General features: G+C 66.3%; 29 protein-coding genes. 25 read left to right on the plus strand and 4 right to left on the minus strand.

Translation table 11 applies throughout. The annotated features are described in order from the left end of the window. The first annotated feature begins 68 nt into the window (after positions 1 to 68). On the plus strand, positions 69 to 764 hold the full coding sequence (locus ABFE16_18370; GenBank protein MEN6347270.1) for a zinc dependent phospholipase C family protein: 696 nt from the start codon (positions 69 to 71) through the stop codon (positions 762 to 764). A gap of 113 nt (positions 765 to 877) precedes the next feature. On the opposite strand, the gene ABFE16_18375 is transcribed toward ABFE16_18370, so the two are convergent. After that, entirely contained in the window at positions 878 to 1,897 is a 1,020-nt protein-coding gene (locus ABFE16_18375; protein MEN6347271.1) for a Gfo/Idh/MocA family oxidoreductase, read from the minus strand. A 229-nt stretch (positions 1,898 to 2,126) separates the two neighbouring features. Between ABFE16_18375 and ABFE16_18380 the strand changes: the two genes are divergently transcribed. Then, positions 2,127 to 2,825: a DUF1559 domain-containing protein gene (locus ABFE16_18380; protein MEN6347272.1), complete on the plus strand. Its 699-nt coding sequence runs from the start codon at positions 2,127 to 2,129 to the stop codon at positions 2,823 to 2,825. A gap of 117 nt (positions 2,826 to 2,942) precedes the next feature. On the opposite strand, the gene ABFE16_18385 is transcribed toward ABFE16_18380, so the two are convergent. Genes ABFE16_18385 through ABFE16_18395 form a run of 3 tightly spaced genes read right to left on the minus strand, consistent with a single transcriptional unit; the run spans position 2,943 to position 5,187 of the window. Continuing rightward, positions 2,943 to 3,809 (minus strand): FliM/FliN family flagellar motor switch protein, encoded by an 867-nt coding sequence (locus ABFE16_18385; protein MEN6347273.1) that lies wholly within the window; start codon positions 3,807 to 3,809, stop codon positions 2,943 to 2,945. Between the two features lie 25 nt (positions 3,810 to 3,834). Beyond that, positions 3,835 to 4,731, minus strand: coding sequence for a hypothetical protein (locus ABFE16_18390; GenBank protein MEN6347274.1), 897 nt, complete (start codon positions 4,729 to 4,731; stop codon positions 3,835 to 3,837). A gap of 48 nt (positions 4,732 to 4,779) precedes the next feature. Beyond that, positions 4,780 to 5,187 (minus strand): response regulator, encoded by a 408-nt coding sequence (locus ABFE16_18395; protein ID MEN6347275.1) that lies wholly within the window; start codon positions 5,185 to 5,187, stop codon positions 4,780 to 4,782. Positions 5,188 to 5,393: 206 nt separating this feature from the next. On the opposite strand from ABFE16_18395, the gene ABFE16_18400 reads away from it, so the two are divergent. The 23 genes from ABFE16_18400 to ABFE16_18510 all read left to right on the plus strand — a co-directional run bounded on the left by ABFE16_18400 (position 5,394) and on the right by ABFE16_18510 (position 24,843). Then, positions 5,394 to 6,728: a hypothetical protein gene (locus tag ABFE16_18400; protein MEN6347276.1), complete on the plus strand. Its 1,335-nt coding sequence runs from the start codon at positions 5,394 to 5,396 to the stop codon at positions 6,726 to 6,728. A 90-nt stretch (positions 6,729 to 6,818) separates the two neighbouring features. After that, positions 6,819 to 7,214, plus strand: a complete 396-nt coding sequence (locus ABFE16_18405; protein ID MEN6347277.1) for a flagellar basal body protein — start codon at positions 6,819 to 6,821, stop codon at positions 7,212 to 7,214. Continuing rightward, entirely contained in the window at positions 7,211 to 7,642 is a 432-nt protein-coding gene (flgC, locus tag ABFE16_18410; GenBank protein MEN6347278.1) for a flagellar basal body rod protein FlgC, read from the plus strand. Before ABFE16_18405 ends, flgC begins: the two co-directional genes overlap by 4 nt. A 39-nt stretch (positions 7,643 to 7,681) precedes the next feature. After that, a complete protein-coding gene (fliE, locus tag ABFE16_18415) occupies positions 7,682 to 8,011 on the plus strand; it encodes a flagellar hook-basal body complex protein FliE (protein MEN6347279.1) in 330 nt (109 codons plus the stop codon). Between the two features lie 108 nt (positions 8,012 to 8,119). Then, positions 8,120 to 9,709, plus strand: coding sequence for a flagellar basal-body MS-ring/collar protein FliF (gene fliF / locus ABFE16_18420; protein ID MEN6347280.1), 1,590 nt, complete (start codon positions 8,120 to 8,122; stop codon positions 9,707 to 9,709). After that, entirely contained in the window at positions 9,706 to 10,440 is a 735-nt protein-coding gene (locus ABFE16_18425) for a FliH/SctL family protein (protein MEN6347281.1), read from the plus strand. Before fliF ends, ABFE16_18425 begins: the two co-directional genes overlap by 4 nt. Further along, entirely contained in the window at positions 10,437 to 11,783 is a 1,347-nt protein-coding gene (locus ABFE16_18430) for a FliI/YscN family ATPase (GenBank protein MEN6347282.1), read from the plus strand. The genes ABFE16_18425 and ABFE16_18430 overlap by 4 nt, the downstream gene beginning before the upstream one ends. Before the next feature lie 66 nt (positions 11,784 to 11,849). After that, positions 11,850 to 12,326, plus strand: a complete 477-nt coding sequence (locus tag ABFE16_18435) for a flagellar export protein FliJ (GenBank protein MEN6347283.1) — start codon at positions 11,850 to 11,852, stop codon at positions 12,324 to 12,326. Beyond that, entirely contained in the window at positions 12,323 to 12,865 is a 543-nt protein-coding gene (locus ABFE16_18440; protein MEN6347284.1) for a lytic transglycosylase domain-containing protein, read from the plus strand. Before ABFE16_18435 ends, ABFE16_18440 begins: the two co-directional genes overlap by 4 nt. 4 nt (positions 12,866 to 12,869) lie before the next feature. After that, positions 12,870 to 15,119, plus strand: a complete 2,250-nt coding sequence (locus ABFE16_18445) for a hypothetical protein (GenBank protein ID MEN6347285.1) — start codon at positions 12,870 to 12,872, stop codon at positions 15,117 to 15,119. Positions 15,120 to 15,137: 18 nt separating this feature from the next. Continuing rightward, the gene (locus tag ABFE16_18450) at positions 15,138 to 15,539 is read left to right on the plus strand and encodes a flagellar hook capping FlgD N-terminal domain-containing protein (GenBank protein ID MEN6347286.1); all 402 of its coding nucleotides are present in this window, start codon (positions 15,138 to 15,140) and stop codon (positions 15,537 to 15,539) included. A gap of 43 nt (positions 15,540 to 15,582) precedes the next feature. Next, positions 15,583 to 16,740, plus strand: a complete 1,158-nt coding sequence (locus ABFE16_18455; GenBank protein MEN6347287.1) for a HAMP domain-containing sensor histidine kinase — start codon at positions 15,583 to 15,585, stop codon at positions 16,738 to 16,740. A gap of 43 nt (positions 16,741 to 16,783) precedes the next feature. Beyond that, on the plus strand, positions 16,784 to 17,995 hold the full coding sequence (locus ABFE16_18460) for a flagellar hook protein FlgE (GenBank protein MEN6347288.1): 1,212 nt from the start codon (positions 16,784 to 16,786) through the stop codon (positions 17,993 to 17,995). A gap of 139 nt (positions 17,996 to 18,134) precedes the next feature. Next, positions 18,135 to 18,365 carry a flagellar FlbD family protein gene (locus tag ABFE16_18465; GenBank protein MEN6347289.1) on the plus strand — a complete coding sequence of 77 codons (231 nt, stop codon included), beginning with the start codon at positions 18,135 to 18,137 and terminating at the stop codon, positions 18,363 to 18,365. A 46-nt stretch (positions 18,366 to 18,411) separates the two neighbouring features. Next, complete coding sequence (locus ABFE16_18470; protein ID MEN6347290.1) at positions 18,412 to 19,230, plus strand: motility protein A; 819 nt, start codon at positions 18,412 to 18,414, stop codon at positions 19,228 to 19,230. Continuing rightward, positions 19,214 to 20,089 carry a flagellar motor protein MotB gene (locus ABFE16_18475; GenBank protein MEN6347291.1) on the plus strand — a complete coding sequence of 292 codons (876 nt, stop codon included), beginning with the start codon at positions 19,214 to 19,216 and terminating at the stop codon, positions 20,087 to 20,089. Before ABFE16_18470 ends, ABFE16_18475 begins: the two co-directional genes overlap by 17 nt. Next, complete coding sequence (locus ABFE16_18480; protein ID MEN6347292.1) at positions 20,086 to 20,616, plus strand: flagellar basal body-associated FliL family protein; 531 nt, start codon at positions 20,086 to 20,088, stop codon at positions 20,614 to 20,616. Before ABFE16_18475 ends, ABFE16_18480 begins: the two co-directional genes overlap by 4 nt. 60 nt (positions 20,617 to 20,676) lie before the next feature. Further along, complete coding sequence (fliN, locus tag ABFE16_18485; GenBank protein MEN6347293.1) at positions 20,677 to 21,066, plus strand: flagellar motor switch protein FliN; 390 nt, start codon at positions 20,677 to 20,679, stop codon at positions 21,064 to 21,066. Positions 21,067 to 21,096: 30 nt separating this feature from the next. Then, a complete protein-coding gene (locus ABFE16_18490) occupies positions 21,097 to 21,744 on the plus strand; it encodes a hypothetical protein (GenBank protein ID MEN6347294.1) in 648 nt (215 codons plus the stop codon). 32 nt (positions 21,745 to 21,776) lie between these two features. Next, positions 21,777 to 22,538, plus strand: a complete 762-nt coding sequence (gene fliP, locus ABFE16_18495; protein MEN6347295.1) for a flagellar type III secretion system pore protein FliP — start codon at positions 21,777 to 21,779, stop codon at positions 22,536 to 22,538. A 22-nt stretch (positions 22,539 to 22,560) separates the two neighbouring features. Next, positions 22,561 to 22,830 (plus strand): flagellar biosynthesis protein FliQ, encoded by a 270-nt coding sequence (fliQ, locus tag ABFE16_18500; protein ID MEN6347296.1) that lies wholly within the window; start codon positions 22,561 to 22,563, stop codon positions 22,828 to 22,830. 86 nt (positions 22,831 to 22,916) lie between these two features. Continuing rightward, the gene (gene fliR, locus ABFE16_18505) at positions 22,917 to 23,693 is read left to right on the plus strand and encodes a flagellar biosynthetic protein FliR (protein ID MEN6347297.1); all 777 of its coding nucleotides are present in this window, start codon (positions 22,917 to 22,919) and stop codon (positions 23,691 to 23,693) included. Positions 23,694 to 23,748: 55 nt separating this feature from the next. Further along, positions 23,749 to 24,843, plus strand: a complete 1,095-nt coding sequence (locus ABFE16_18510; GenBank protein ID MEN6347298.1) for an EscU/YscU/HrcU family type III secretion system export apparatus switch protein — start codon at positions 23,749 to 23,751, stop codon at positions 24,841 to 24,843. Positions 24,844 to 24,882: the final 39 nt, after the last annotated feature.

Raw genomic sequence — 24,882 nt, forward strand, 5'->3', positions numbered from 1 at the left:
GCCGAAAGTAGCGGCAAGCCGGGAGCAAATCGGCGCATCGAGAGACAGGCCTCCAGGGGTGACCAGGGATGAACGCCCTGCCGCATATCCTCGTGGCCGACGATGTTCGACGCCGTCTGCAGTGGCCCGACTGGGTGCGCCCTCACGTGCTGATGGGTTCGCTGGCCCCGGACGCATACCGGATCGTCCCCGGGCTGGATTACCGCGCTCTGCACTTCCGCTACCGCCACGGCGTCGGGCAGCGGCTTAGTGACTACCTGGCAGACCACCTGCGTCCCGCCCTTCGTGAGGGAGGCCATGACGAGCAGGCCTTCCGGGTCGGGTGGCTCTCGCATATCCTCAGTGACCTGGTCTGGCAGAAGATGCTGCGCGAGCAGTTCCCGCAGTTGTGGAGCGGAGTCCTGGGACAGAAGGCCGAGACGGGGCGGCGGCTCCGGCTGGAATACCAGAACGCCTGCGACCGCATCGACCGCGAGATTGCCCAGAGCCAGAGCGAGTACCTTGCCGAGGTGCGCTGGACGCTGCGCTCGGCGAACCCCCAGTACGACCTTACCCCCCTCAACGTAACCGTGCTGAACGAGTGGATTGGGCGTGTGGCGATCGAGTCCTTGCCGCCGAGCGCACCGCCGACTCCCGGGATCGACTACCTCCAGGCGGAGTTTGTCCACCGTGCCTGCGCCACCGGGGCAGAGCGTACCGTCGCACTCATGACGCGGGAGTACGAGTCGGATACGGCGCCGGTGAGCGATTTCCTCGACCAGTAAAGGCAAGGGCCAGGCGGGAGACACAGCCACCCTCGTGAGAGGCGGTGTGATTCCACCTGGCCCTTCTGCTGTGGTGTGAGGGGAGACCTGGTGCAGTCCCCCGGCTTGCGCTACTACAGGGTCACGACTTGCCCCGTGGTGGCCGACTGCTTCTCCGCGGTGACCAGACGCACGGCTTCGCGAGCCTGGAAGGCCGGGACGCGCTCAGGCTGCTTGCCCTCGGCGATGCAGGCGGCGAAGTACTCCAGTTCCTGCTGGTAGCCGGTGGTGGCGCGGAACTCCGGCGTCCAGGGATCGCCCTCGTTCGGGATGAACTGCAGGCTCGGGGTCCTGGCGCTGGAGAACCTCAGGCAGCCCTTCTCACCGAGGCACTCGAAGGCCATTTCGAAGGGATAGGCGGCGGGGAAGCCCCAGCCTCCCTCGGCTGTCACGATCGAGTCACCATAGATGTACTGGGTGATGACGTGGTCGACGGCGGGAGCAGCAAGCGCCACGTGACCGGTGCGGGAGTAGACGGCCTGCGGCATCCCGAGCAAGGACAGGATGTAGTCGGCGTCGTGGATGTGCAGGTCGAGGAGCGCGCCGCCGCTCTTGGAGGCATCGTTGAGCCAGCCGCCCTGACTCCAGCCGGGCGAGGCGGAAAGGCGAGTGAGCTTGAGGTTCACGAGGCGTCCGAGTTCGCCGCCGTGGAGCATCTTGGCCAGCACCTCGTACTCGGGCCAGAAGCGGATGCACTGGGCGATGAAGAGGAGCTTGCCGTACTTGTCAGCCGCGGCGAGCATCCGATCGCAAGCGGCCACGTCGAGAGCCATGGGCTTCTCGCAGATCACGTGAACGCCACCGGCCATGGCTGTCTCGGTCATGACTGGATGCAGGAAGGTGGGCAGACACACGTCAACGGCGTCGATGCCGCCGGCCGATAGCATGTCCTCCAGAGAGGTGTAGCGTTTGACGCCAGAGAGGTCCAGACCGGCTGCCTCGCCGATGTTGCCGCCGACGGCAGATGCGGTGGCAGCCACCCGGTCGACTTCCTTGTCAGCCACTGCTACGACCTGCGCGCCTTCGACCGTCGCCCAGGTACCGAAGTGCTGCTGGCCGATGAAACCCATGCCCAGAATGCCAATGCGTACCACGTCAATCGCCTCCCGTGTTGAATGCGTCGGAGTGACTCAAGGCTAGCCAATAAACTTCGCCGCAGCCCCGAGGTATCCCTCCATGCCTCGCCAAGAGCCCTTCGGCAGCCGGGAGAGGCACACCGGTTGTTACCATCACGATCATTGACACCCTCGTCAGGTTTGGGGTATAAGGGCTTGTCCCCGCAGTGGGACCAATCAGTACCAGAGATGGAAGGAGCTGGACCTGTTGCACGCACGGCGTCATGGTTTTACGTTGATTGAGTTGCTGGTCGTGATCGCAATCATCGCGATCCTCGCGGCGATCCTCTTCCCGGTGTTCGCTCGCGCACGTGAGAAGGCCCGCCAGTCGGCCTGCCAGAGCAACCTCAAGCAGGTTGGCCTGGCCGCACAGATGTATGCCCAGGACTACGACGAGACGATGGTCCGTGCCTGGCGTATGACCAACGACAACAACGGCACCACTTGGGCCGACATGCTGATGCCGTACATGAAGAACCTGCAGATGCTGGACTGCCCGTCCAGTGGCATCAAGACCGTGCTGCTCAGCACCACCTGGGGCGGCCAGGTTGTCAAGCGCGACCAGCTTTCCTACGCCATCAACAGCGCGTGCTGGGGCGGTCGTGCCGGCAGCGCCAGTGGCCCGGTCGTAACCTATCCGAACGGTGTCGCGATGGCCAGGATTGCTGCTCCGGCCGAGACTGTTCTCGTTACCGACCTCACCGGCATCTTCGAGGCCGCAGCACAGTATGACGTTCCCACGACCTACACCGCGGTGCCCGTCAGTGGCGCGTACCGGCACAATGAGCAGAGCAATGTCCTGTTCTGCGACGGTCACGTGAAGTCCATGAACCAGGGCTCCCTGGTTGCCACCCACACCGTCAGTGGCGTCGCTGTCAAGTACCTGTTCTCCGCCGAAGACGACTAGTCAAGCTAGCTCACGCAACACAGAACCACCGAGCCGGAGGGAGATCGCTTCCCTCCGGCTTTTTTCGTGCCTGGTGCAAGGCGGGACTCTCCGCAGGCCGGCCAGGGACGCAGGCTCTCAGGGCTCCAAGGGGCCGACCACCTGGACGGAGAGGTAGCCTTCATGGACACCGGGACGGACCCTCAGCCTCGGGGTGCCGCCAACACACAGGGGTAGGAGACCCTCTGTCGGCACGCCGAGGTCAACCAGCGCCCCGGTCTGCAGGCTCATGAGCTCGCGCAGGCTGGTTCGCCAACGTGTCAGCCCGACGGTGACGGTCACTGGGGCTGAACGAACCAGGGGCGAAGGAGTCCCCAGGGTTGGCGGACTCGCGCTGTCCCTTACCGAGGGAGGCGCGGGAAGTCGTGCCAGCCGCAGCGGAATGTGGATGTCGATCTGGCCGTGCAGGGAAGGACCGGTGGCTGCCAGGCAGACTCCGGCCCACTCGTCGGGATTGGGCCCGGCAAGGTCGGAGCTGCCACGCAGGGCCCGCCAGAAGTCCGGGACGGGGCTTTTGATCGGCCACGAGGTAAGCCAGGCGCCATGGAGTTCGTGGCACAGATGGGCCAGGAGCCGACCCTCCAGCCGCGTGAAGCCGCGCTCAGGGGCACGCGAGGCTCCCTGGCAGCCGACCATCGCGTTGACCAGGTCGGAGGCCAGCGGCCAGTCGAAGCGCCACACGGGGCAGAGCTCGCTCTCGAGTCCGGAGGCGACAACCCACACGGAGGAGTCGCCGGTCGCTGAGAGCAGGTTGTCACTGCGCCCCACGGAGCGGACGTGGAACTGCGCCGACACTCCGAGGTACTCCCCGGCGAGGGCGCTGAAGCTGCGGGTGAAGTCAGCGGCGGCGACCTGAAGACGTGATAGCTCCTCCGGCCGCAAGGGACAGGGCCGGCTCAGGTCGTAGGGCTGCACCTGTGGTGGTGTGGAGGCAGAGCCATGCATGAAGGGCGCCTCGGCGAGATCGGGTTCAGTAGGCGGGAGTAGGTTGGGCCGTCGAGGCCCCCCAGGCGGCACGATCGTGGTGCTGCGAGACCCGCGAGTGTGTAGCGCAAGGGTCATGCCCGGTGCGAGCCTGGGGTCGGACCGGCGTGCTGCGCTGAGCGACCAGGCCAGCCAGCTCCTCCAGAACGTCATCAGCCAGAAGCGGGTTCTTGTCCTGAAGGGTGTCCAGGGCATCGCGCACGGAGGAGGCGTCGGACTCCAGTAGCGCGCAGGCGACGACACGCGCCCCTTCTCGGCGGCTCTGGCGTGACTCGAGGAGATGCTGCACCTGGGCCTGGAGCTCGTCGCTGAGACACCGCAGTACGCCCGGCGCTGCGGGACGCATCGCGGCGACGGCCAAGGCCACTTCGCGGCGAGTTGCCGCGGGCAGCAGCGTCAGTAGCTGCCGGGTAAGGGGCGCCGGGCCATGAAGTGCGACCAGGGCGATGACGGCAGGGCGCTCCCGGGACAAGGCCTCCGCGAGGACCTGGGGATCCGTCTGGGTGAGGAACTGCAGAGGTGGCCGCAGGTCGACAACCGGAAGGCGGCCCGTGTCGTCGGCAGGCTCGCGGAGTGGGGCCGGGATGACGGCTGGTGCATCTTCCCGCGGTCGTGGTGTCGGCGTCGGGGTCTCAGGGCTCTGGGCAGAAACCTGCGCAGGCGGCCGCGAGGCCCGTGCCCTCTGCCGCCGGAACTCCTCGATCCTTCCACGCAACTCGCCGGCGGGAAGGTCCGCCAGCTCCCGCTGCGCCGCTGCGAGCTTTGCGCGCACCTCGGTAGGCAGACGGGCTGCAACGGTTGCTGCGGTGTCCGGGTCAAGGGACGCCAGCAGCAGCGCTGCCTTTCGCGCCCCCTCAAGGTTCTGATCGGTGTGGCCACTCATCTTGCCGCCGTCCTGATAGACAGATGCAGGTCCTGGGCCCGGTCGGGCCTACCCGGATGCCTGCAATCCCTGTGCCACAGGGGCGTCGCCGAACTGAGAGGCTTCGATGGCCTCGATCAGCCGGCTGGTACTGAGGGGCTTCGAGAGGAAGACACTCGCACCGGCCTCCTGGGCCGTCCTGCGGATGGCGTCATCAGTGAGGCCACTGAGAACCACTACCCGCACCTGCGGATCGATCTCACGAAGGCGGGCGATCCCGGACAGGCCGTCACTATGGGGCAAGACCAGGTCCATAAGGACCACGTCGGGGCGCTCTCGGTGGTAGGTCTCGAGGGCCGCCTGGATCGTGCCGGCGAGGAGGACCTCATACCCCATGGGCTCCAGGGCCGCAGCCACAAGCTGCTGGATATACCACGAGTCGTCAACCACCAGGACGCGACACGGCTCGCGTGTCATGGACACGACTACCATCCCCTTCTGTACGCGAAGTCAGAAGGCCTATCGGCAAAGTAGGCAGGCGTCTGAAGCGCACCGACCTGTTGCGGCTCGTTACGGGGATTTGGCTAAAGCCCGCGCCGAGGTGGCCCGATAAGAACCTGGGTCTACGAGGGACGAGGACGTCTCTCGCAAGTCTGTGTCATCCTGTCGCAGGAGCGTGGATCGTGCTCGAACTCCGCCCGGAAGGCCGTGTCGCAACGCAGACGACCGTACTGCCCCAACTCGTGGCTCGGGCTTCGGTTCTCGAGCTGAGCCAGGAAGAGCTGGAGGAGTGCATCGCCGAGAAGCTGGACCAGAACCCGGCGCTGGAACTGGCGACACCGAACTCCCTGCGCCCTCTTGGGCAGCCCACCGGGTCAAGATGCAGTGGAGAGGGTGCGGCGGATGTGCTGGCCCGGCTGGCTGCGACGGTCACACTGCGCGATGACCTCCGTGTGCAGTTGCGCTCCCGATGTGAGGGGCGAGTGCTGGAGATCGCGCAGTACCTGGTCGAGAGCCTCGACCGCCGGGGTTACCTGACTTGCTCGCTCTTTGAGGTGGCCGACGACCTGGAGGCCTCTGAGCAAGAAGTCGAGGAAGCCCTGTCGGCCGTGCAAGAGCTAGACCCGCACGGGCTAGGCGCCCGGAATCTGCCCGAGTGCCTGCGACTGCAAGTGCTGGCGATGCCGGAGAGTCAGGTGCCGGAGGGCCTGCTGGAGTTCTTGGAGGGTGACTTCGCGAGGCTGGTCGCAGCCGGCGACCCACGCGCACTCCGGGCCAAGGGCAACACGGCGACCCACCGGTACCTGGACTTCATCCGCCGGCGACTGCACCCCTATCCCGCGGATCTGTACCGAGTACCCTTCGGCGATCCGGAGGGTGCCTTACCGGGGACCAGTCCCGATGCAGTGGTTCAGCGTGGCCCGGAGGCGCTTGAGGTTACGGTGCCGATGAGTGAGCGCCTGGCGCTGCGGGTCAACGCGGAGTATGAGCGGCTGGCGCGAGAGATCGACCGTCGCCGAGGTGGCGATGAGGAGATATCGCTGCGCGACCTGGTGGCCGAAGCACGAAGCGTCATCGCCAACCTGACGCATCGGCACCAGGTGATCGCGCGCGTCGCGCAGGCTGTAGTGGCGGCGCAGGAGGGCTACCTCACCGGCGGCCCACGGGCGCTGAAGCCGCTGACGAAGAAGGAGCTTGCCGCGAAGCTGCGGATGCATGAGTCCACGGTCTGCCGGGCGACGCGGGGCAAGACCGTGATGCTGCCCGACGGCGAAGTTGTCCCCTTCGACCTGTTCTTCGAGGATTCGCTCCCCGCCAAGGTGACCCTCGCCAATCTGATCCGTCATGAGGATGCTGCCCGGCCGTACCACGACCATGACCTTGTCGCGCTGATGCGCGAGTGCGGGTATGACGTGGCCCGCCGGACGGTGAGCAAGTACCGAGCTGCGCTGGGCATTCCCTCTGCCTCTGAGCGACGTCAGACGGACGCTTCCGGCTGCCTCTGTGCCGCGAGCTGAGTGTTCGGGAAGGGGACAGCGCAGGTGGCACGCCGATTGCAGGTGTGCGACGGGGATGGACTCCGTACCAGCACCAGGCAGGAGACGAAGATGCTCCGAGAGACTTCCTCAGCCGCCCTGCAGAGCGCAATGAAAGGGACGCAGCAGCGCCTCGAAGCGATTGCCGACAACCTGGCAAACGCAGAGACACCGGGACACGGCCGCCTGCAGGTGGACTTTGAGGACGCCCTGCACGAGGCAATCCGGAAGGAGCACTCCGAGGGCGTTGGCACCGCGGCCGGCTCGGAGACTGAGGGAGCAGTGGACCGTGTGCAAGCCCAGGTCACGCGGAGGCCGGCTCGGAGCAGCGACGCTACCACGGCCGACCCTGAGGGTGATCTGACGGCACTCGGGGAGACCACTCTCCGCTTCGATGCACTGGCCCGAGCACTCACCAAGAAACTGCGAATGCTGCGCACCGCGATCGCCGGAGGCGGACAAGGATGAGTCTTTCACGCGCCATGGACATCAGCGCGACGGGTCTGACGGCGGAGCGAACCCGGATCGAGACCATTGCCCAGAACATCGCCAACGTGGAAACGGTGGTGGATGGCGGGCAGCCCTACCGGCGCCGAGAAGTCGTGCTGGCCTCGCAGTCTGGGTTCGGCCCAAACATTGCCGGAAGCCTGGGCAAGGCTAGTACTGCGGGCGGAGTGCGCGTGGCTGCTATCCGTGAGGACACGACGCCGCCCTTGCTGGTGTATCGTCCGGAGGACCCGGCGGCTGATGCCCAGGGCTATGTGCACCTGTCCAATGTGAACCTGCCGATGGAGATGGTTGACATGGTCTCTGCGACCCGTGCCTACGAGGCGAATGCGGCAGCCTTCAGGGCCGGCAAGGAGACCGTTCGTCGCACGCTGGATATCCTGCGCTGATTGCGCTTGTGCCTTGGTTCCTAAAGGGGGAGCTCCACAATGCGAATTGACCCTCGCATCAAGATCAACGAGACGCTGCCCGCGACCGACCTGCCGGGGCCACTGTCGCCGCTGGCTCCGCGGCCCCAGACGCGAACCGGCGAGACGTCGACCCCGGTGCTGTCGCGCCTGACGGACGCCCTGCGCCAGGTGAACGAGTTGCAGCAGACGGCCGATGTGCAGGCCGAGAAGCTGGCGACCGGCAAGGCCGGCAATGTACAGGATGTGGTGGTGGCCCTGGAGCAAGCGGACCTGGCGCTGCAGTTGACGGTGCAGGTGACCCAGAAGGCCGTCGACGCGTACCGCGAAGTCAGTCGGATGCAGGTCTAGGGGCACGCCAGACAGACCAGGCAGGTAGATCACACCCACTAGGTTCTCTCACTTCGGTCGCCTCGGCAGTTGCCGACGAAGCGACGGCAGCGGCTTCGAATTCCACCTATGCTCGAACAACTCCGAACAGGCTGGGACAACCTGTCGTCCCGTCAGCGCCTCGTGCTCGTACTCGCGGCTGCCGGCACGGTCATCGGCCTCGTAGCCGTGACCCTGTGGTCGTCGCGTCCCTCGTACTCGACCCTGTACTCAGGGCTCTCGGAGGAGGACGCGGCGGCCGTCGTCGAGGAGCTGCAGACCGGGAAGGTCGCCTATCGTCTCAGTGCGGCCGGAGGGCGCATCGAGGTGCCGACCACGGCGCTGTATGAGACGCGCCTGTCCCTGGCGGGAAAGGGCATGCCCTCGCGCAACGGCGTAGGGTTTGAGCTTTTCGACAAGTCAACGCTTCCCGGCACCGACTTCTCGAATACCGTGAACCTGCAGCGTGCTCTCCAGGGCGAACTGAGCCGGACGATCTGCTCGCTGTCGGAAGTGAAGTCGGCGCGGGTGCACCTGACGATCCCCCACGAGAGTCTCTACCGCGACCAGAGCCCACCGACGGCCTCGGTGATGCTGGACCTGGGGCCGACCGGCTCGCTGCGTCCGGAACAGGTGAAGGGGATCGTGTACCTGGTCGCCAGCGCGGTTGAGGACCTGAACCCGCGCGAGGTGACTGTGGTGGATACGCAGGGCGAATTGCTCTCCGGTGACGGGGCCGGTCCAGACCTCGCGGAGACTGTGTTCTCCACCTCCAAGGCCTACGGGGAGGCGCTGACGCAGCGGCTGCAGAGCATGATGGACGTGATGTTCGGACCGCGCAAGACGATTGTGCGTGCGCAGGCGGAGCTCAACCTCGATGCGGAAGAGGTAGACCAGGAGCGTGTAGAGCCTGCCGGTCCCGAGCAAAAACCGGCGGTCTCCCGCGAGCATGCGACCGAGGAGACCTACAGCGGAACAGATGACGTCGCAGGCGGTGTCAGTGGCGTGCCCTCGAACTTGCTGGGAACGCAGACCGCCTCCGGCAGCGGTGGCAAGGGCGCATACCGCAACAGCGAGGAGACCCGCGAGTACGAGTTCTCGAAGACCAAGATGGTGCGCAAGAACCGGCCGGGGCGTGTGACGCGACTGACCGTGGCGGCCGTGGTTGACGAGAGTCTGGCCGCCCAGGGCGTCGATCGAGTACGCGACGTCCTTACCGCCGCAGCCGGAGTCGACCTGACCCGAGGCGACTCGATTGTCGTGCGGCCGATGAAGCTTAAGTCGGCGGAGCTGGCCGATCAGGAGGACAAGCTGGCTCAAGCGACTGCCCTCACCCAGGAGCGACGGGCGACGCTGGACATGCTGCTGCGCCGAGGTCTGCCGCTGGTGATCGTGTGCGTGCTGCTGGCGGTGCTGGTGCGGACGGCGGCCGAGCTGCGCCAGGCGGCCCTGGCCCGTCAGGAGGCGCCGCCGATCTCGGACGAGTTCTTCCCGATGCCAGAGGTCGCTGCCGAAGAGGAGGACGCCTCCTACGACGAAGAGGCCGTCAGCTCCGAGGAAGAGGCCACCCGGATGCGTGAGCGTACCTACATCGCTGAGCTTCAGCGCGTAGCTCGGGAGCAGCCGGATATCCTGGCTGATGAACTGCGCAACCTCGTTAGTGGAGCCGATGGCCCATGAGCACCCCTGCATCTACCAGGCCCTTTCGCCTGTGGGAGGAGGACCTGCCGGTCCTCTCGGAGACGCGAAGGGAAACCCGCGCGGACACCGCTCCGGAACAGGAGCCCGATCCTGCGCTGGCCGCCGCTGCCGCGAAGGCACTGCTTGAGCAGGCGCAAGGGGAAGCGGACCGTCTCCGAAGCGAAGCCGAGGAGCAGGCAGCCGAGACGCTCGCCGACGCCGAGGAGAGAGTCCGGGCAGCGGAGACTGAAGCACGAGATGCCGCCGCGAAGGCTGTGGCGACGCAGGCTGAACAGACCGTCCGCGAGTTGTCGCAGGTGCTGCAAGAGGATCTGGCTGAGAGGTTTCAGGAGCGGTGGCAGGAGTTGGAGAGGGAGGCCGGTCGGCTGTGCATCGAGCTAGCCGAGAGCATCCTGCGCCGCAAGATCGCCGACGACGACCAGGTCGTGGTGGAGACGGTTCGTGCAGGGCTTGCGCGGATGTCCTCCGCCAGGGACATCACCGTGCGGGTCAGTCCGGAAGCCGAAGGTGTGCTGGATCGTGCTCGCGAGAGCCTTCGGGCGGACCTGCCGGCCTCCGTATCGATCCGCGTGATGACCGACGAGGCGATCAGCCCCGGCGGTGCACTCCTGACGAGTTCACACGGCGAGATGGACCTGCGAATCGAGTCGCAGCTCGCGCGCCTCAAGGAAGCGGCTCAGCAGGCACTGACGCAGGAGGTCCGACCGTGACCTATCTTGCGCGCGTCGCTGAGCGCCTCCATGAGACGCCCACGGTCAGGCCGGCAGGGACGGTCGCTCGCAGTATCGGCCTGCTGCTGGAGTCGGTCGGGCCACCGGCGCGGGTAGGGGAGAAGTGCCTGGTACATGCCGGTGAGGATCGGCCGCCGGTGGTGTGCGAGGTCGTGGGCTTCACGGACGAGCGGCTGCTGCTGATGCCCTTTGAGGAGGTGCGGGATATCGGCGCGGGCAGTCGCGTGGAGTCGACCGGTGGGGCGTTGTCGGTTCCCGTGTCCGAGGAGATGCTGGGACGAGTGCTGGATGGACTGGGCGAGCCGATCGATGGGCTCGGGCCGATCCGGGCGACGACCCAGTATCCGGTCAACAACGATCCGCCGCCGGCGCTGTCGCGCAGGAAGATCAGCCGAGCGCTGCCTCTGGGCGTGCGGGCGCTCGACGGCCTGCTGACCTGCGGCGTTGGTCAGCGCATGGGAATCTTCGCCGGTCCCGGTGTGGGGAAGAGTTCGCTCCTGGGGATGATCGCCCGCAACACGCAGGCGGACGTGAACGTGATTGCGCTGATTGGTGAGCGTGGGCGCGAGGTCGGCGAGTTCGTCGAACGCGACCTGGGACCCGAAGGGCTGCAGCGCTCCGTGGTGGTAGCAGCGACCAGCGACCGGCCTCCCGTGCTGCGGATGCGAGGAGCTCAGGTTGCGACCGCGATTGCCGAGTACTTCCGTGATAGCGGCCGCGACGTGCTGCTACTGATGGACTCGATCACGCGGTTTGCCTGGGCCCAGCGTGAGGTCGGTCTTGCCACGGGGGAACCGCCTACTCGCAACGGGTACACGCCCTCGGTCTTTGCGGCACTGCCTCGTCTCTTGGAGCGTGCCGGGAACAGTGCGACGGGCAGCATCACCGCCCTGTACACGGTCCTCGTGGATGGCGACGACATGAATGAGCCGGTCGCCGGGGCAGCCCGGGCTACGCTGGATGGGCATATCGTCTTGTCGCGACGGCTGGCGCAGCGGGGCCACTACCCCGCCATCGACGTTCTCGACAGCGTCAGCCGGGTGATGCCCCAGATCTGTTCCTCCGAGCACATGCTTATGGCGCAGGAGATTCGCGCCTGCACGGCGGCCTACCACGAGTCCGAAGACCTCATCAACCTGGGAGCCTATGTGGGCGGGTCGAATCCGCGGGTCGACAGAGCCATCGGTCTGAAGGAGCCTATTGATGGTCTGCTGCGCCAGCCGAGCGGCGAAGTGTCGGGCTTCGAGGACACCCTCACAGCCATGGAGGAGATCCTGAGCATCCCGGCGATGGCTCCGATGGCAGGCGGCAAGGGGCGCTGACACGGGCAGTGAGGACTGACCCGGTGGGGGACAGTCAGGGACCGACACCCCTCTTGAGGAGAAGCGATGCCAGAACGTCCCTACCGGCTTGACGGCCTCCTGCGGCTTCGGAGGCACCAGGAAGACAATGCGCAGGTGGAGCTGGCCGACGCTCAGCGCCGGACGCTCGAGGTACAGGCGGAGCTCGACGAAGTGCTTGAGGGTCACAGGAGCGCGGTGGATCAGTTGCAGGAGGGGCCTGCCACGCAGAATGTCGCAGCCTTACAGGCGGGCTATGCGCACCTGCAGATTCTCCAGGGGCGAGAGGCGCAATCGAGGTCACAACTGGGTCGGGCGCTGGAGGAGCAGGAAGTGAAGAGAGAGGGCATGGTTGCCGCTCACCGTGCGACACGGACCATCGAGCAGTTGCGCGAGCGGGCCCTGGAGCGATACCGGCAGGAGCTCGACCAGGAAGAGCAGCGCGAGAGTGATGAGGTCGGAGCCGGCATCGCGGCGCGAAAGGTCCTGCAGCAACAAGACCCAGGGGGGAGAGATCAGACGTGATACTGGGACTGCCGGGCGTCCTGGCTCGCATCGAAGAGATTGAGGGCCTGCTTGGAAGTGAACCCAAAGCAGCGCCTACAACCGCCGGACAGGCCCCAGGGCCTGACTTCGCCGAGGCGCTGAGCAACGCTGCACAGACCACAACGGGAAGCAGTGCCAAGGCCAGTGCCTACGACGGGCTGATTCGACAGGCGGCTCAGAAGTACGGCATCGAAGAGAAGGTCATCCGGGCGGTGATCCGGGCCGAATCGGACTACAACCCCCGGTGCGTATCACGAGCCGGAGCCCAGGGCCTGATGCAGCTCATGCCGGAGAACTGCCGGGACTACGGGGTGACCGACCCCTTCGACCCCGGCCAGAACATCGACGCCGGGGTGCACCAGCTCAAGGACATGCTTTCGAGGTTCGGGCAGCTTGACCTGGCGCTCGCGGCCTACAACGCGGGGCCGGGCGCAGTGAAGCGGTACGGCGGCGTACCCCCCTACCGCGAGACACAGGCCTATGTACGCAAGATCCTGGGATGGCTGGCCGAGGGCTGAAGCTATGGGCGAAGGACAAGCTGCTGCGCTGTTGTGTGCGAGTGCGGCACCGCTCCCGTCGGCCGCACAGGGGACTTCGGTGGCGGGCTTCTGCGCCGAGTCCGGCGGGCAGGTCGACGCACCATCTATGGATTTCGCCGGGCTGATCCTCGAGCTGCTGGGTGGTGAGACCTCCAGCGGTGAAGCTGTCCCGAGCGAGGTCGTGGAGGACAAGCCTGAAGACCGCTCCCCGGCTGAGGATATCGTTGCGCTGCCTGACCTGCGGGCCCTGCAGCCGCCACTCTTGCAGCAGGCTGCTCCAGCACCGGCAGCGCCGGAGACGACGGCCAGTCAGAGCAGGACACAGGAGCCGGCGAGGCCGTCCGAGATGTTGGTGACGAGCGGGCCGCTTGCAGCACAGCCGATTCTGTCGGTTGCACAGCAGGCGTTCGCCGCGGTACCGCAGGTGCTTCCTGCGTCGGGAGACAGGGCGCGCCTCGCAAGCCCCGTGGTTCCTCCAGCACCGAGTGCCCTGCCTGGAGCACGGCAGGTGACGCCCGCGGTCGAGGGCAGTACCCCGTTGACCACGCCAGGGCAGCTTTCAGTCCCGGTATCTGCCTTGTGGGGTCGCGAGGTCGAAGGGCAGCAGACTGCGCCGGTCACCTCGCTCCCAGGGCAGGAAAGGACCGCAGTGCCGCTGGTGGCCTCCGGGGCGGAGACCGTGCCCGCAGTAGGGGCTGCACAGGTGGAGGTCTCGGCGACGAGGCCACCGGTGCAGGAGACAGGAGTTCCGAGCGGCGAGTTCCCTGCGGCAGCTCAGCGCCCCACGGTAGTCGAAGGCCCACAGAGGTTCGCTGGCTGGCCGGATTCCGCGCAGGGGCCACTCCCGCCTGCGGCCACGATGACGGTTCCCGCGCACGTTCCCGAGCAGGCGGAGGTGGTGCCAACCACGCCGGCAGCGCCGGTGGCGCCAAAGCCCTCCGTGGCAGTTCCCGAAATCGTGACGACGCCTTCGCCGGCGCCTGAGGCGACGCCGACTGCCCCTGTGACCCAAACGATCGTGCAAGTCACGGCGACGGTGGCTCGCGACGCAAGGCCGACACCCGAAGGGTCCGAGGCGAACCTGACCGACCAGACGCGCAGGACGACCGTGCAGGCGTCGCCATCGGTGCCCGAGAGGACCCTTGAGACCCCGCAAGCGACCGTCACACCCTCTGCTGTTCGAGTCGCGAGAGCACCAGCGACGACCCTCCCGGCGACGCAGGCCATAGGAACCGTGCCGCGGGCAGACGCTCCTCGGCCGGTCGCGGGAGACCAGGCCCAGGTGACTGCTTCCCTGGAGCCCGAAGCGCCAGCTCTGCAGGCCACTGGAAGAGCGCAGGAAACCGCGACACCGGCGACTCGTGAGATTGCGACGTCAGCTCCGCAACTCGCTGAGGCTGCCAGGGGTGAGGGCTCCTCCGTCGCCTCGAGACTCGCCGAGAGGGTCGCGACGGGCGTCCTGCTGCAGACGCCGGAAGTCGGCGGGCAACTGCCGCGTTCCCAGAATCCCCTTCGCGCGGCGGGCGAGACTGTGCTCGAAGGCCCGCAGGGCGTTGCGCTACCTGTGCCTCCGGCGGCTCCTGCGGTGACGTCTCCGCAGGCGCAGCAGGCTCTCATGGCGTCGCAGAGCCTGGCTGCAGAGGAGACGGTTGCGACCAAGGAAGCTGCAGGTGGGTCTGCCGCAAGGCTCACGGCAGCTTCCGGTTTGACGCAGAAGCGAGTTGCAGCTTCAGAGAACGAGACGGCTCCCATGACGATGGGCACGGTGAGCGCACCGACGGCAGAAGTCGGCGCTGAGCGGGTGGTAACCCCCGTGGAAGCGACGCAACGGGCTGTGCAGTTGGCTGAGGCAATCCACTCGCAGGTCGGCCTTCGCGGCGGTCGCGTGAAGCTGTACCTCCCCTGGGATGACCTCGGCGTGGAGTCGGTGACGGTGGTGGTGGCAGACCGCCATGCAGGTGTTGACCTGGTGTGCTCGGAGGCGCAGGCGCTGGATCTCCGAGTACTGGAGGGCCCACTACGTGAGCGGTTACAGGCCCATGGGCTGACCCTCGAGGCCTTCACGATGAGCTTTGGCGAGGGGCAGTCCTCCGGGGGACAGTCGCGGAGCGAGTATGTTCCGACATCTCCCTCGCCCCTGGGAGAGGAACCGCGAAGCAGACCCTCGGCACCGCGTCCCCAGACTGTCTACAGTGAGCGATCGTCGTCCGGCGTACTCGACCTTTTCGCCTGATCAGGGAGGAAGCCAGTCATGCAGGTATCGGCCGTGAGCAGTGCCCAGGCAAGCAGCACCGGCGCCACGAGCTCCCCCTCGAGCGTATCGACGGAGACCTTTCTCACGCTACTGACCGAGCAGTTGCGCCACCAGGACCCGATGGAGCCGATGTCCGGGGAGCAGATGCTGTCGCAGATGTCGCAGCTCACCATGGTCAGTGAGGTGGTGAAGCTGGGGACGGCGATGCAGTCGATGGCGACGGTGCAAGGCGTGACCGGGATGGCGTCGCTGGTCGGCCGGACCGTTGAGTGGAAGGATACGGAGGCCGGCACCAGCGGCTCGGGTGTGGTGACGCAGGTGCAGCGCACCAGCGACGGCTGGCAGGCCTGCATCGGCAACCAGACGGTGCCGCTGGACGCGATCAGTTCGATCGCCTAGTTGTCACCAGGGTGGCTTCACACACCAGAAAGGGGTTCGCACAATGGGTGCCGGGGATCGCACTCAGGGCAGTCCGACCCTTCGCGCGGACAGTGGCCGACTCCTGGCCCTACATGAGCGGATTCTGCGCCGTTCCTATGGGGCGGGCAGCTACGACTCGGCCTTGCAGGGCGTGGCCTCGGAGTTGTCCGCCGAGATCCCGCACCGGGCGTGCTGCCTGGAGGCGGTAGACGCTCAGTGCCGCCCTTTGCGACGGCTGGCAGTGTGGCCCGGTGGCGACGGAGCGGCTCTCGCACCCGTGGCTGGGACAGACACTTCCGGCGAGCAGGTTTCCCTGGTGGGAGGTGGACGCCCGGTGACCAGTGGGACACGCCCTGGCTGGCACCTGTCCTTCCTGGCACCCTCGGGCATGGAGTACGAGCCCCGGCACCAGTCCTTGCTGAGGAATCTCGCACCCTCGCTGGAGGTGGCCTTTGAGGTTTCGGCGGCTGCACCTGAGTCGCAGGCGCAACTGGGCGGCGCCGGGGTCGAGCCGCTGGAGATGCTGGACCTCGTGTGCGGGGCTCTGGCTCATGATGTGCGCAACATCCTCGGCGGGATTCTGGGCGCCATTGAGTTGCACCGGGTCGGTGGCGGCTCGGAGGAGGCGGTGTTCGATGCCCTGCGCCGCCGTGCGGTGGAGGGTGTCGCAACGGTGGACGCGATGACTGCGCGCCTCCGGGGTCTGTCGCAGGGGCGCGAGAGCTGCCTCGACCTCGCACAAGTGGTCGGTGAGGTCGCGCAGGATGCGCGGGGGATTCTGGCCTCCTGCGGCGACCGTGACCGCTGCGAGATCACCCTTGACCTGGAGACGGGATGGGCACGGGTCGATCCGTCAGCAATGCGCCGGGCAGTGGCCGCCGTGGTGTTCAACGCGGTGCGTGCAACCCGCGACGGTGGCCGGGTCGAGATCCGCACGGGTACTCGGCGAACCCGGGCCTTCGTGGAGGTGCGCGACGAAGGTGTGGGCCTGCCCCAGGAGGCGCTGCACCTGGTGCGACAACCCTTTTACACTTCGGCGCCCGACTGCCACTGGGGTCTGGGCCTGACAATTGCGGAGGGTGTTGTACGACGGGCAGGTGGAAGCCTGGGTCTGCAGGCCGCACCAGGCAGCGGGACCACGGTTACGCTCAACCTGCCCCTGGCTGTGGACGACAGATAAGAGGCGCATCACGCCGAAGGCGTAGGGACCTAGGAGGCACACAATGAATCGAGCGCTCTACTCGGGACTGTCCGGTGCGGTGGCGCAGCAGTCGAAGATGGACGTGACGGCGAACAACCTGGCGAACGTCGGCACCGTTGCCTTCAAGGCGGCGCGCACCACCTTCCAGGATGCGTACTATCAGACCTTGCGCAGCGGCAGTAGCGCGCAGGACAACGTCGGCGGAGTCTCGCCCACGCAGGTGGGTACGGGCGTCTCAGTCGGGGCTACCACTATCGTTGACGCTCAGGGCGCGGTACAGAACACCGGCCAAGCTCTGGACGCAGCGATCGACGGCGACGGGCTGTTCACGGTCGTGGGACCGGAGGGTGTGTTCTACACGCGAGATGGGTCTTTCAAGCTGGATGAGACCAGCACGCTGGTGATGGCCTCCAACGGGTACCGCGTGCAGGGCTGGATGGCCACCGACGGACAGGTCAATACCGGCGGGCCGCTCACGGGTCTGGTCTTCCCGCTGAACACGGTACGGCCGCCGAAGGCGACGGACGAGGTCTCCTTGTGCGGCAACCTGACGGCCGGAGGCACCAACACGCAGAGCTCCTCGGTGACCGTGTACGACTCCCTGGGCAAGACGCACGACCTGAGCCTGACCTTCGCCCCCGGGGCCGGCTCCTCATGGAATGTGACGGCGAAGTTTGACGGCGGCGCCTCGACAGCGCTCGGCACGGTGAGCTTCGACACCCTGGGGCAGTACTCGGCAGGCGGCCCGACTGTGACATTGGCAGCGACTCCTACCGGAGCGGCGCCGATGAGCATGGCGATCGACGTGTCAAAGCTGACGCAGTTCGCTTCGGGGGTCGCGGTGTCGGCCACAGACCAGAACGGCTATGGTGCCGCCTCGCTCAAGGAAGTCAACGTGAACGACGGCGGGATCGTGCAGGGCAGCTATGCCGACGGCCGCTCCATGACCCTCGGGCAGCTTGCCGTGGCCACCTTCGCGAACGTGAGCGGCCTGGCCCACAGTGGCAGCAACCTGTTCCAGAGCTCTCCCTCGTCGGGACTGGCACAGATTGGCGCTGCCTCAGAGGGTGGCCGTGGAGCCGTCGTCGGCCGGTCGCTGGAGCAGTCCAGCGCGGACCTGACCAGTTCCTTCCTCGACATGTTGATCACCCAGCGGGCCTACCAGGCCAGCACGCGAGTGATCTCGACCGCGAGCAGCCTGATCCAGGACGCAATCCAGCTCGCAGACCGGTAGTTCTGCATCTCCTGTCGCAGCTCCAGGGCCGGCCTCTGACCTCCAGGTGGCCGGCCCTTCCCTTCGACCTGCGGGAATCGCCGAGTTCCTCGTCGCTGCCCTCTCACCACGGCACACCAATTGCAGGGGATGTAGCATCATGATCCGACTCACACGCCTGAATGGGTCGAACCTCGTCGTGAACGCCCTTCTGATCGAGCGCATCGAGACCACGCCGGACACGGTGATCCGTTTGACGACGGGCAACCAGTATGTCGTGAGGGAGACGGCGGAGGAAGTGCGGGACCTGGCGATCCAGTTCCTGCACGACATCCGCGACTCCGGTCAGAACCCGGTGGCGGTGGGTCAACTGGCTCGCGTAATCCGCTGAGCCTGCCTTTGTGGTCCGGTATCGCTAGTGATCTGGGAGTACGCTCGTGGATCTCGCAACTATCTTTGGCCTTGTGCTTTCCTTCGGCTCCCTGATGCTGTCTGTGGTCATGGAGGGCGGGTCGCTGCGGACCCTGGTGAATCTGCCCGCCGCGCTCATCGTCTTCGGCGGCAGCTTCGGGGCGGCCCTGGTGTCGTTGCCTCTGGGGGTCTCCCTCAAGTCCATCGTGGTGTTCCGGCACGTGCTCTTCAGCAAGCCCCAGGACCCGGTGGCCACGATTCGCCTTCTGGGCGACCTTGCTCGTGTGGCGCGACGGGAGGGAGTGCTGGCGCTGGAAGGTGAGCTCCTGCGCATCGACGACCCCTTCCTACGGCGCGGCATTCAGTTGGTCGTAGACGGCACCGACCCCGAGGTGACGGGGAGCATCCTCGAGACGGAGCTCGAGGCCCTGGCTGAGCGCCACCAGATGGGTGCGCGGTTCTTCATGACCATGGGAGGCTTGGCGCCGACCCTCGGTGTGACGGGAACGGTCATGGGTCTCGTGAACATGCTGGGCAAGCTCAACGAGCCCAGCACCATGGGGCCGGCGATCGCCTCGGCCTTCCTGGCGACCCTGTACGGGGTCGGCTCAGCGAACCTGATCTTCCTCCCGGCAGCGACCAAGCTGAAGGTCCGCAGTTCGCAGGAGCAGTTCGTCCGTCGCATGACGCTGCTCGGAATCGAGGGCCTCCAAGCGGGCGACAGTCCGATCGTGCTCGCGGAGCGCCTCAAAGCCTTCCTGTCGCCGAAGGACCGCAGCGCTGCCGACGAGGCGGAGGAGTCTGTGGGCAGTGGGGTGGGTGAGTCGGTTGGCGCGGAAGCGTAGCAAGGCAGGCGGCCATGAAGAGGAAAACGTTGAGCGGTGGCTCCTGACCTACTCGGACATGATCACCCTGCTGATGGCCTTCTTCATCATGATGTACGCGATGTCCGTGCTCAATCTTGGCAAGTTCTCGCAGTTGGCGGTCTCGGTGCGATCAGGGTTTGGCGGTGAGGCGCAAGAGATGATGTCGGGGACCCTGGGGATCAGCTCCGACGCCGGAGTTCTGGGTACGGTCCTGCCGGCTGACTCCTTCTCGCTCATGGCCAAGATCGCCGGGTCGGTTCGTGATGCCCTCCCACCGGAGGATGTGGGGAATGTGGAGTTCCTGTCGGAGGACGGGGTGGTGACGATCCGGGTGCGGGCTGATGACGTGTTGTTCGCGCGAGGATCGGCAGACCTCACGCCGCAGGCGCTGAGGACCCTGGGTGCGATTGCGAAGGTGGTTGCGCCACTGCCGAACCAGTTGCGCATTGAAGGGCACACCTGCGACCTGCCGGTGCACAACGCGAGGTTTGCCAACAACTGGGAGCTCTCGGCCCAGCGTGCGGTGAACGTGCTGCTGTACCTGGTGCAGCAGCACGGGTTCTCGCCGGGGCGGATCAGTGCAGCGGGATACGCCGAGACAGTTCCGGTCGTGCCGAACGACTCGGAGCAGAACCGGGCGCGGAACCGTCGCATCGACATCGTACTGCTCCAGCCTCAGGGGAAGCCCGTCGCAACGAAGAGTGGAGTTGGCTCAGAGCAGACAGGGACACCGAACATCGCGCCACCGGCGGTGGAGCTGACGCTGCCGGCCCTTGAGAACATGACGGAACCGAAGGCCTCAATCGATGGGGCCTCACCTGACAGGAGTACGCGATGACGCACCGCAGAGGAAGTGTCAAGCTGGCTGTGCTCTTGCTTCTGGCGATGGTGATCGGCGGCGGCTCAACGTACCTCATCGTCGGCAGGCAGGCCCATGGCCGCTCCAGCAGCCGGTCGAGCAAAGCGACGGAGAGGAAGTCGGAGAAGGCCGACAAGGGCGGCGCTCAGGCCGAGAAGGTCGACTTCGTCGAGATGGGCGCCTTCCTGGTGAATGTGGCTGCGGCGGATCGCCTGCGCTACCTGCGCACGGATGTCTCGATTGGCGTGACCGTGATGAAGCCTGGGGAGTCGGGTGGAGAGAAGAAAGAGGGAGAAGAGAAGGCAAAGGCCCCGAGCCTTTCCCCGGCCGACGACGTTCGAGCTCGTGACGCGATCGTACGAGTGCTGTCGGGCCAGTCCTTCGATCGGCTCCGTACCACCGGGCCTGATGTGACGCTGAGCAAGTGCCTCCAAGACGAGCTCGCGAAGGTCGTGAAGGACTGCCAGGTCCGCAGCGTGCTGTTCACCTCCTTCGTGATGCAGTGACCTTGGCCGGGTGACCGACTGCCACAAGCAAGCCGTGCTTCAGGAAAGGGAAGATGCCCCATGCCCGATGCCGCCAGTGCCGCCGCAATCCCACAGGTGCCCGCAGAGCAGGAAGTGACGAATGCCGCGCTTGCCGGGGAAGGAGCGCAGGAGCCCCTGCAGTCCCCGAGCCTGGCGACACCTCCCCCGGTGGGTCAGAGCGTTGCAGCCGGGGCGGCCAGCCTGGACACGATGCTGGACCTGCCGCTGGAAGTGACCGTGGAACTCGGCGGAACCACACTCCAGCTCGGTGAGGCCCTGGCGCTCCAGCCGGGGTCGATTCTTGAGCTTGAGCGCCTCCCAGGCGAGCCGCTGGACATGCACATCAATGGGCGCCTGGTCGCCCGTGGTGAAGTTGTGGTGGTCAATGACTCACTGGGCTTGCGCATCACCGAGATCGTGGGCCGTTAGCCCCGATAGCAGCCGAAGGGACGATGGATCATGGGCCGGACCTTTGCAGTCACCAGACGCCTTGAGCGTATCTCCCGCGCCGCTGTGACAGGGCTGGTACTTCTCGCCTGTTGGAGCTGCCCCGCATGGCCGGAGGGAGACGACGCGGAGGAGCTCGCCGACAACCTGGTCAGTGGGCAGCAGGCAGCCCAGACGCAGACTGCCGCCGATCGCCCCAAACCGAAAGCTGAGACAGGGGCGGCCAAGGTGTCGCTGCTGGATGTCGGGGCGAAGCTGGCACTGCTGGTGCTGGTGGTCTACGGCGTGGCCTGGGGTGTGAAGACGCTTCAGAGCCAGGGGATACGGCTACCCCAGAGTGCGGCGCCGAGAGAGACGCGTCGGCTGTCGCGCGTGGCTGAGATGGCCCTGGGTGGTGGCGCAGTGCTGCATGTCATCGAGATCGATGGCCGGTCGGTGCTGGTCGCCAAACACGCCGGCGGTGAGGTAAGTCTGCTGATGGACCTCGACGAGCATGGGGCGGCGGTCCCTCCTCCCAAGACGGCCGATGCGCTTCTGCCACCCGCACCCTCCTATGAGACCTCGACCAGTGCGATCCCGGTGTCCCTCGCGCACGAGCAGGAGACAGACTGGGCCACTCGTCGCGACGCTTTGATCCGGGCGCTCTCAAGAGCCTCCTAGGTCGCAAGGACTCCCACGACAGGTATCCGCCCATGAGACATAGACTGCTGCTCGGACGGTTGCTGCTGGTGCTGGTGGTGCTCGTGCTGGCCGGCTCCTGGGCCCATGCCCAGACACCGGGCGCGAGTGGCCCTCCCGGCGACTGGTGGAAGGACAAGGGCGAAGAGGACATGGCGCTGACGCTGCGGCTGGTCTTCAGCCTGGCGGCCTTGTCCTTGCTGCCTGCGGCACTGATGACGATGACCTCCTTTATGCGCATCATCATCGTGCTGGGGTTCCTCCGCAGCGCCCTGGGGAGTCAGCAGACACCACCGAACACCGTCCTGGTGGGGCTGGCGCTCTTCCTGACGATGTTCGTGATGCAGCCGGTGTGGCAGCAGGTCGATCAGCAGGCCCTGAAGCCCTACCTCGAGGGTAAGCTGACCTACCAGAAGGCGGTTGTTCAGGCCGCCGGTCCGCTGAAGGCCTTTATGCTCAAGCAGACTCGCGAGCGCGACCTGATGCTGTTTTTGCAGTTGGGCCACCTTCCTCGACCGGCCTCGCCCGAGGAGATGCCGATGCGGGTGTTGCTACCGGGGTTTGCCATCAGTGAGCTGAAGTCGGCCTTCCAGCTCGGGTTCATCCTCTACATACCCTTCATGGTGCTCGACCTGGTGGTAGCCAGCGCCCTGATGTCCCTGGGGATGCTGATGCTGCCGCCGACGACGATCTCGCTGCCGCTGAAGCTCCTGCTGTTTGTGATGATCGACGGGTGGCACCTGATCGCCCGGTCCCTCGTTGTCAGTTTCACCTGACGCCGCTGCGGAGAGCGCTGCCATGAGTGACGCGACGGTTCTGCATCTGGTCAACCAAATGCTGCTGGTGAGCCTCAAGGTCTGTGGCCCGATTCTTGCAGTGACCCTGGTAGTGGGGGTTGCGATCAGCATCTTGCAGGCGGCGACGCAGGTCCAGGAGATGACCCTGACCTACGTGCCGAAGATGATTGCGGTGGCAGTGCTGCTGACGGTGCTCGGACCGTGGATGCTGCACGTGCTGACCGACTACAGCGCGGACCTGATTGGGCATCTGGAGCGCTACGCTCACTAGGCTCCGGACCGAAGTCGGCCTGGTCTGCCACCCGTTCACCCGGCTCGCCGACCCTCTATCCCGCACCCGGAGTCGCCACTCGTCCTATGCTTGCCCCCCTTCAGGATCTCGTCGCCCTGGTCTTGCCCTATGCTCTGCCGACTGCGCGGGCAGTGGGTGTGGTTGCCTTCCTGCCCGGCCTGGGTGGCGAGAGGGTGCCCCCGATGGTGCGTCTGGCGATTGCCGGCGGTGTCTCGCTGCTAACAGTCTCAGCAATGCGACCGCAGACCCATGCTCCGGAGAACCCGGAAGCGTACATGCTGGCGCTGGTCTCCGAGTTGGCCCTGGGGCTGATCGTGGGTTGGTGTGTGACGGTGCTGCTGGAAGCTGCACGCTGGGCCGGTGAGCTGCTGGATGTGCAGGTCGGGTTCCGCATGGGCGAGACCCTCGACCCGATCTCGGCGCACAGCGGGGCGCCGCTTGCGCAGTTGTACTACCTGACGGCTTTCACGTTCTTCTTCGTGATGGACGGTCACCACTGGGTTCTGGCGGCCCTGGGTCGGAGTCTCGAGCGAATCCCTCCGGGACAGGTCAGCTTCAGCTCTTCCGCCCTGTCCCTGCTCCTGGGCTGCCTCACCAGCTCCATGGACATCGCGGTCCGCCTGTGTGTGGCGGGTACGACGGCGATGCTTCTCGCGGACCTGGCGCTGGCTGTGGTCGGCCGGCATGTTCCGCAGATGAACGTATTCCTGGTTGGGATCCCGGTGAAGGTCGGCGCGGGGCTGCTGGTACTGGCCGTCAGCGCTCCGCTGCTGGCCTGGGGACTCGGACAACTGATCACCGACCTGCGCGACTATGTTGGAGCGCTCTTGGGGACCGGCTGAGGCCCGATCAGCGGAGAGGTCGGAAGCTGCCTGAAGGACAGGTGCCAGGGCGAGCATGGCTGATGACAACCGCACAGAGCAAGCTACTCCGCGCAAGCGTGAGAAGGCCCGGGAGGAAGGTCGCGTCGCCATCAGTCGCGACCTCACTGCCGGGCTCGCCTTCGGTGCTGCCGCCCTGGTGGCGCAGGCCCTCTGGCCACGTGCCGGCAAGGAGTTTGCACGGATCAGCCAGTGGACCTTCACCCTGGCAGGAGCTCGTGACCTGGACGCTCACTGCCTGACGCAGATGGCCCAGGCCTGGGGGACGATATGGACCGGACTCGTTCTGCCCGTTGTGGCGTCGTCGCTGGTGACGGGGCTGGTGGTTGGCATGGGGCAGACGCGCATGCTGTTCGCGCTCAAGGTGCTGCAGCCCCGCCTGGATCGCTTGAGCCCCGTGGAAGGCATGAAACGCCTGGTTTCCGTGCAGGGGTTGGCGGAGGCGGCCAAGAGCGGGCTCAAGATCCTGCTGGTCCTGGGATCGGCGGCGCTGCTCCTGTGGGCTCGTCGGAGCGACTTCGCGAGGCTGTCTGACTGCAGCCTCAAGGCTGGCACCGGGCTGGCGACCAACCTGGTGTTCTCCCTGCTGAAGCGCTGCGCCGGTGCCCTGATCCTGATAGGGATCGCCGACTACGCCTTCCAGTGGTGGCAATATGAGCGCTCGCTGCGGATGTCGCGCCAGGAGCTGATCGACGAGTACAAGCAGTACGAGGGCGACCCGAACATGCGGGCGCGCCGGAAGTCGATGCGGCGGAACATGCTCCAGCAGGGGATCTCGCGAGAGATGAAGCAGGCGACGGCGGTGGTGGTCAACCCGACTCACCTGGCGGTCGCGCTGTGGTATGAGCCTGGGATGATTGCCCCGCGAGTCGTCGCCAAGGGCCGGCTTGAACTGGCGCGGCGGATCGTGCAGATTGCTCAGCGCCAGGGCATCCCGGTGGTACAGAACATCCAGGTCGCGCGCAGCCTGTACAAGACCACGCGACTGGGCGACTACGTGCCGGGGCCGCTGTATCAGGCAGTGGCAGAGGTCCTCGCCGGAATCTACCGTCGTCGTCAGGAGCGGCTGGCACGTCAGGCGCTCTACTCTCAAGCACGCTCGCGGCCCTAAGGCCCGGGCACAAGCCCTCTAGGCGACTGGCAACCTACG

The sequence above is a fragment of the Armatimonadia bacterium genome, from assembly GCA_039679385.1.
GTDB lineage: Bacteria > Armatimonadota > Zipacnadia > Zipacnadales > JABUFB01 > JAJFTQ01.

Bases quoted from the DNA above. Each gene is read 5' to 3' on its own strand.
- ABFE16_18450 (MEN6347286.1), top strand. From the start codon at position 15,138: ATGCAGGTATCGGCCGTGAGCAGTGCCCAGGCAAGCAGCACCGGCGCC.
- ABFE16_18480 (MEN6347292.1), top strand. From the start codon at position 20,086: ATGACGCACCGCAGAGGAAGTGTCAAGCTGGCTGTGCTCTTGCTTCTG.
- ABFE16_18370 (MEN6347270.1), top strand. From the start codon at position 69: ATGAACGCCCTGCCGCATATCCTCGTGGCCGACGATGTTCGACGCCGT.
- ABFE16_18405 (MEN6347277.1), top strand. From the start codon at position 6,819: ATGCTCCGAGAGACTTCCTCAGCCGCCCTGCAGAGCGCAATGAAAGGG.
- ABFE16_18445 (MEN6347285.1), top strand. From the start codon at position 12,870: ATGGGCGAAGGACAAGCTGCTGCGCTGTTGTGTGCGAGTGCGGCACCG.
- ABFE16_18455 (MEN6347287.1), top strand. From the start codon at position 15,583: ATGGGTGCCGGGGATCGCACTCAGGGCAGTCCGACCCTTCGCGCGGAC.
- ABFE16_18465 (MEN6347289.1), top strand. From the start codon at position 18,135: ATGATCCGACTCACACGCCTGAATGGGTCGAACCTCGTCGTGAACGCC.
- ABFE16_18490 (MEN6347294.1), top strand. From the start codon at position 21,097: ATGGGCCGGACCTTTGCAGTCACCAGACGCCTTGAGCGTATCTCCCGC.
- fliQ (MEN6347296.1), top strand. From the start codon at position 22,561: ATGAGTGACGCGACGGTTCTGCATCTGGTCAACCAAATGCTGCTGGTG.
- ABFE16_18435 (MEN6347283.1), top strand. From the start codon at position 11,850: ATGCCAGAACGTCCCTACCGGCTTGACGGCCTCCTGCGGCTTCGGAGG.
- ABFE16_18460 (MEN6347288.1), top strand. From the start codon at position 16,784: ATGAATCGAGCGCTCTACTCGGGACTGTCCGGTGCGGTGGCGCAGCAG.
- ABFE16_18510 (MEN6347298.1), top strand. From the start codon at position 23,749: ATGGCTGATGACAACCGCACAGAGCAAGCTACTCCGCGCAAGCGTGAG.
- fliN (MEN6347293.1), top strand. From the start codon at position 20,677: ATGCCCGATGCCGCCAGTGCCGCCGCAATCCCACAGGTGCCCGCAGAG.
- fliP (MEN6347295.1), top strand. From the start codon at position 21,777: ATGAGACATAGACTGCTGCTCGGACGGTTGCTGCTGGTGCTGGTGGTG.
- ABFE16_18385 (MEN6347273.1), bottom strand. From the start codon at position 3,809: ATGCATGGCTCTGCCTCCACACCACCACAGGTGCAGCCCTACGACCTG.
- fliF (MEN6347280.1), top strand. From the start codon at position 8,120: ATGCTCGAACAACTCCGAACAGGCTGGGACAACCTGTCGTCCCGTCAG.
- fliR (MEN6347297.1), top strand. From the start codon at position 22,917: ATGCTTGCCCCCCTTCAGGATCTCGTCGCCCTGGTCTTGCCCTATGCT.
- ABFE16_18390 (MEN6347274.1), bottom strand. From the start codon at position 4,731: ATGAGTGGCCACACCGATCAGAACCTTGAGGGGGCGCGAAAGGCAGCG.
- ABFE16_18425 (MEN6347281.1), top strand. From the start codon at position 9,706: ATGAGCACCCCTGCATCTACCAGGCCCTTTCGCCTGTGGGAGGAGGAC.
- ABFE16_18395 (MEN6347275.1), bottom strand. From the start codon at position 5,187: ATGACACGCGAGCCGTGTCGCGTCCTGGTGGTTGACGACTCGTGGTAT.
- flgC (MEN6347278.1), top strand. From the start codon at position 7,211: ATGAGTCTTTCACGCGCCATGGACATCAGCGCGACGGGTCTGACGGCG.
- fliE (MEN6347279.1), top strand. From the start codon at position 7,682: ATGCGAATTGACCCTCGCATCAAGATCAACGAGACGCTGCCCGCGACC.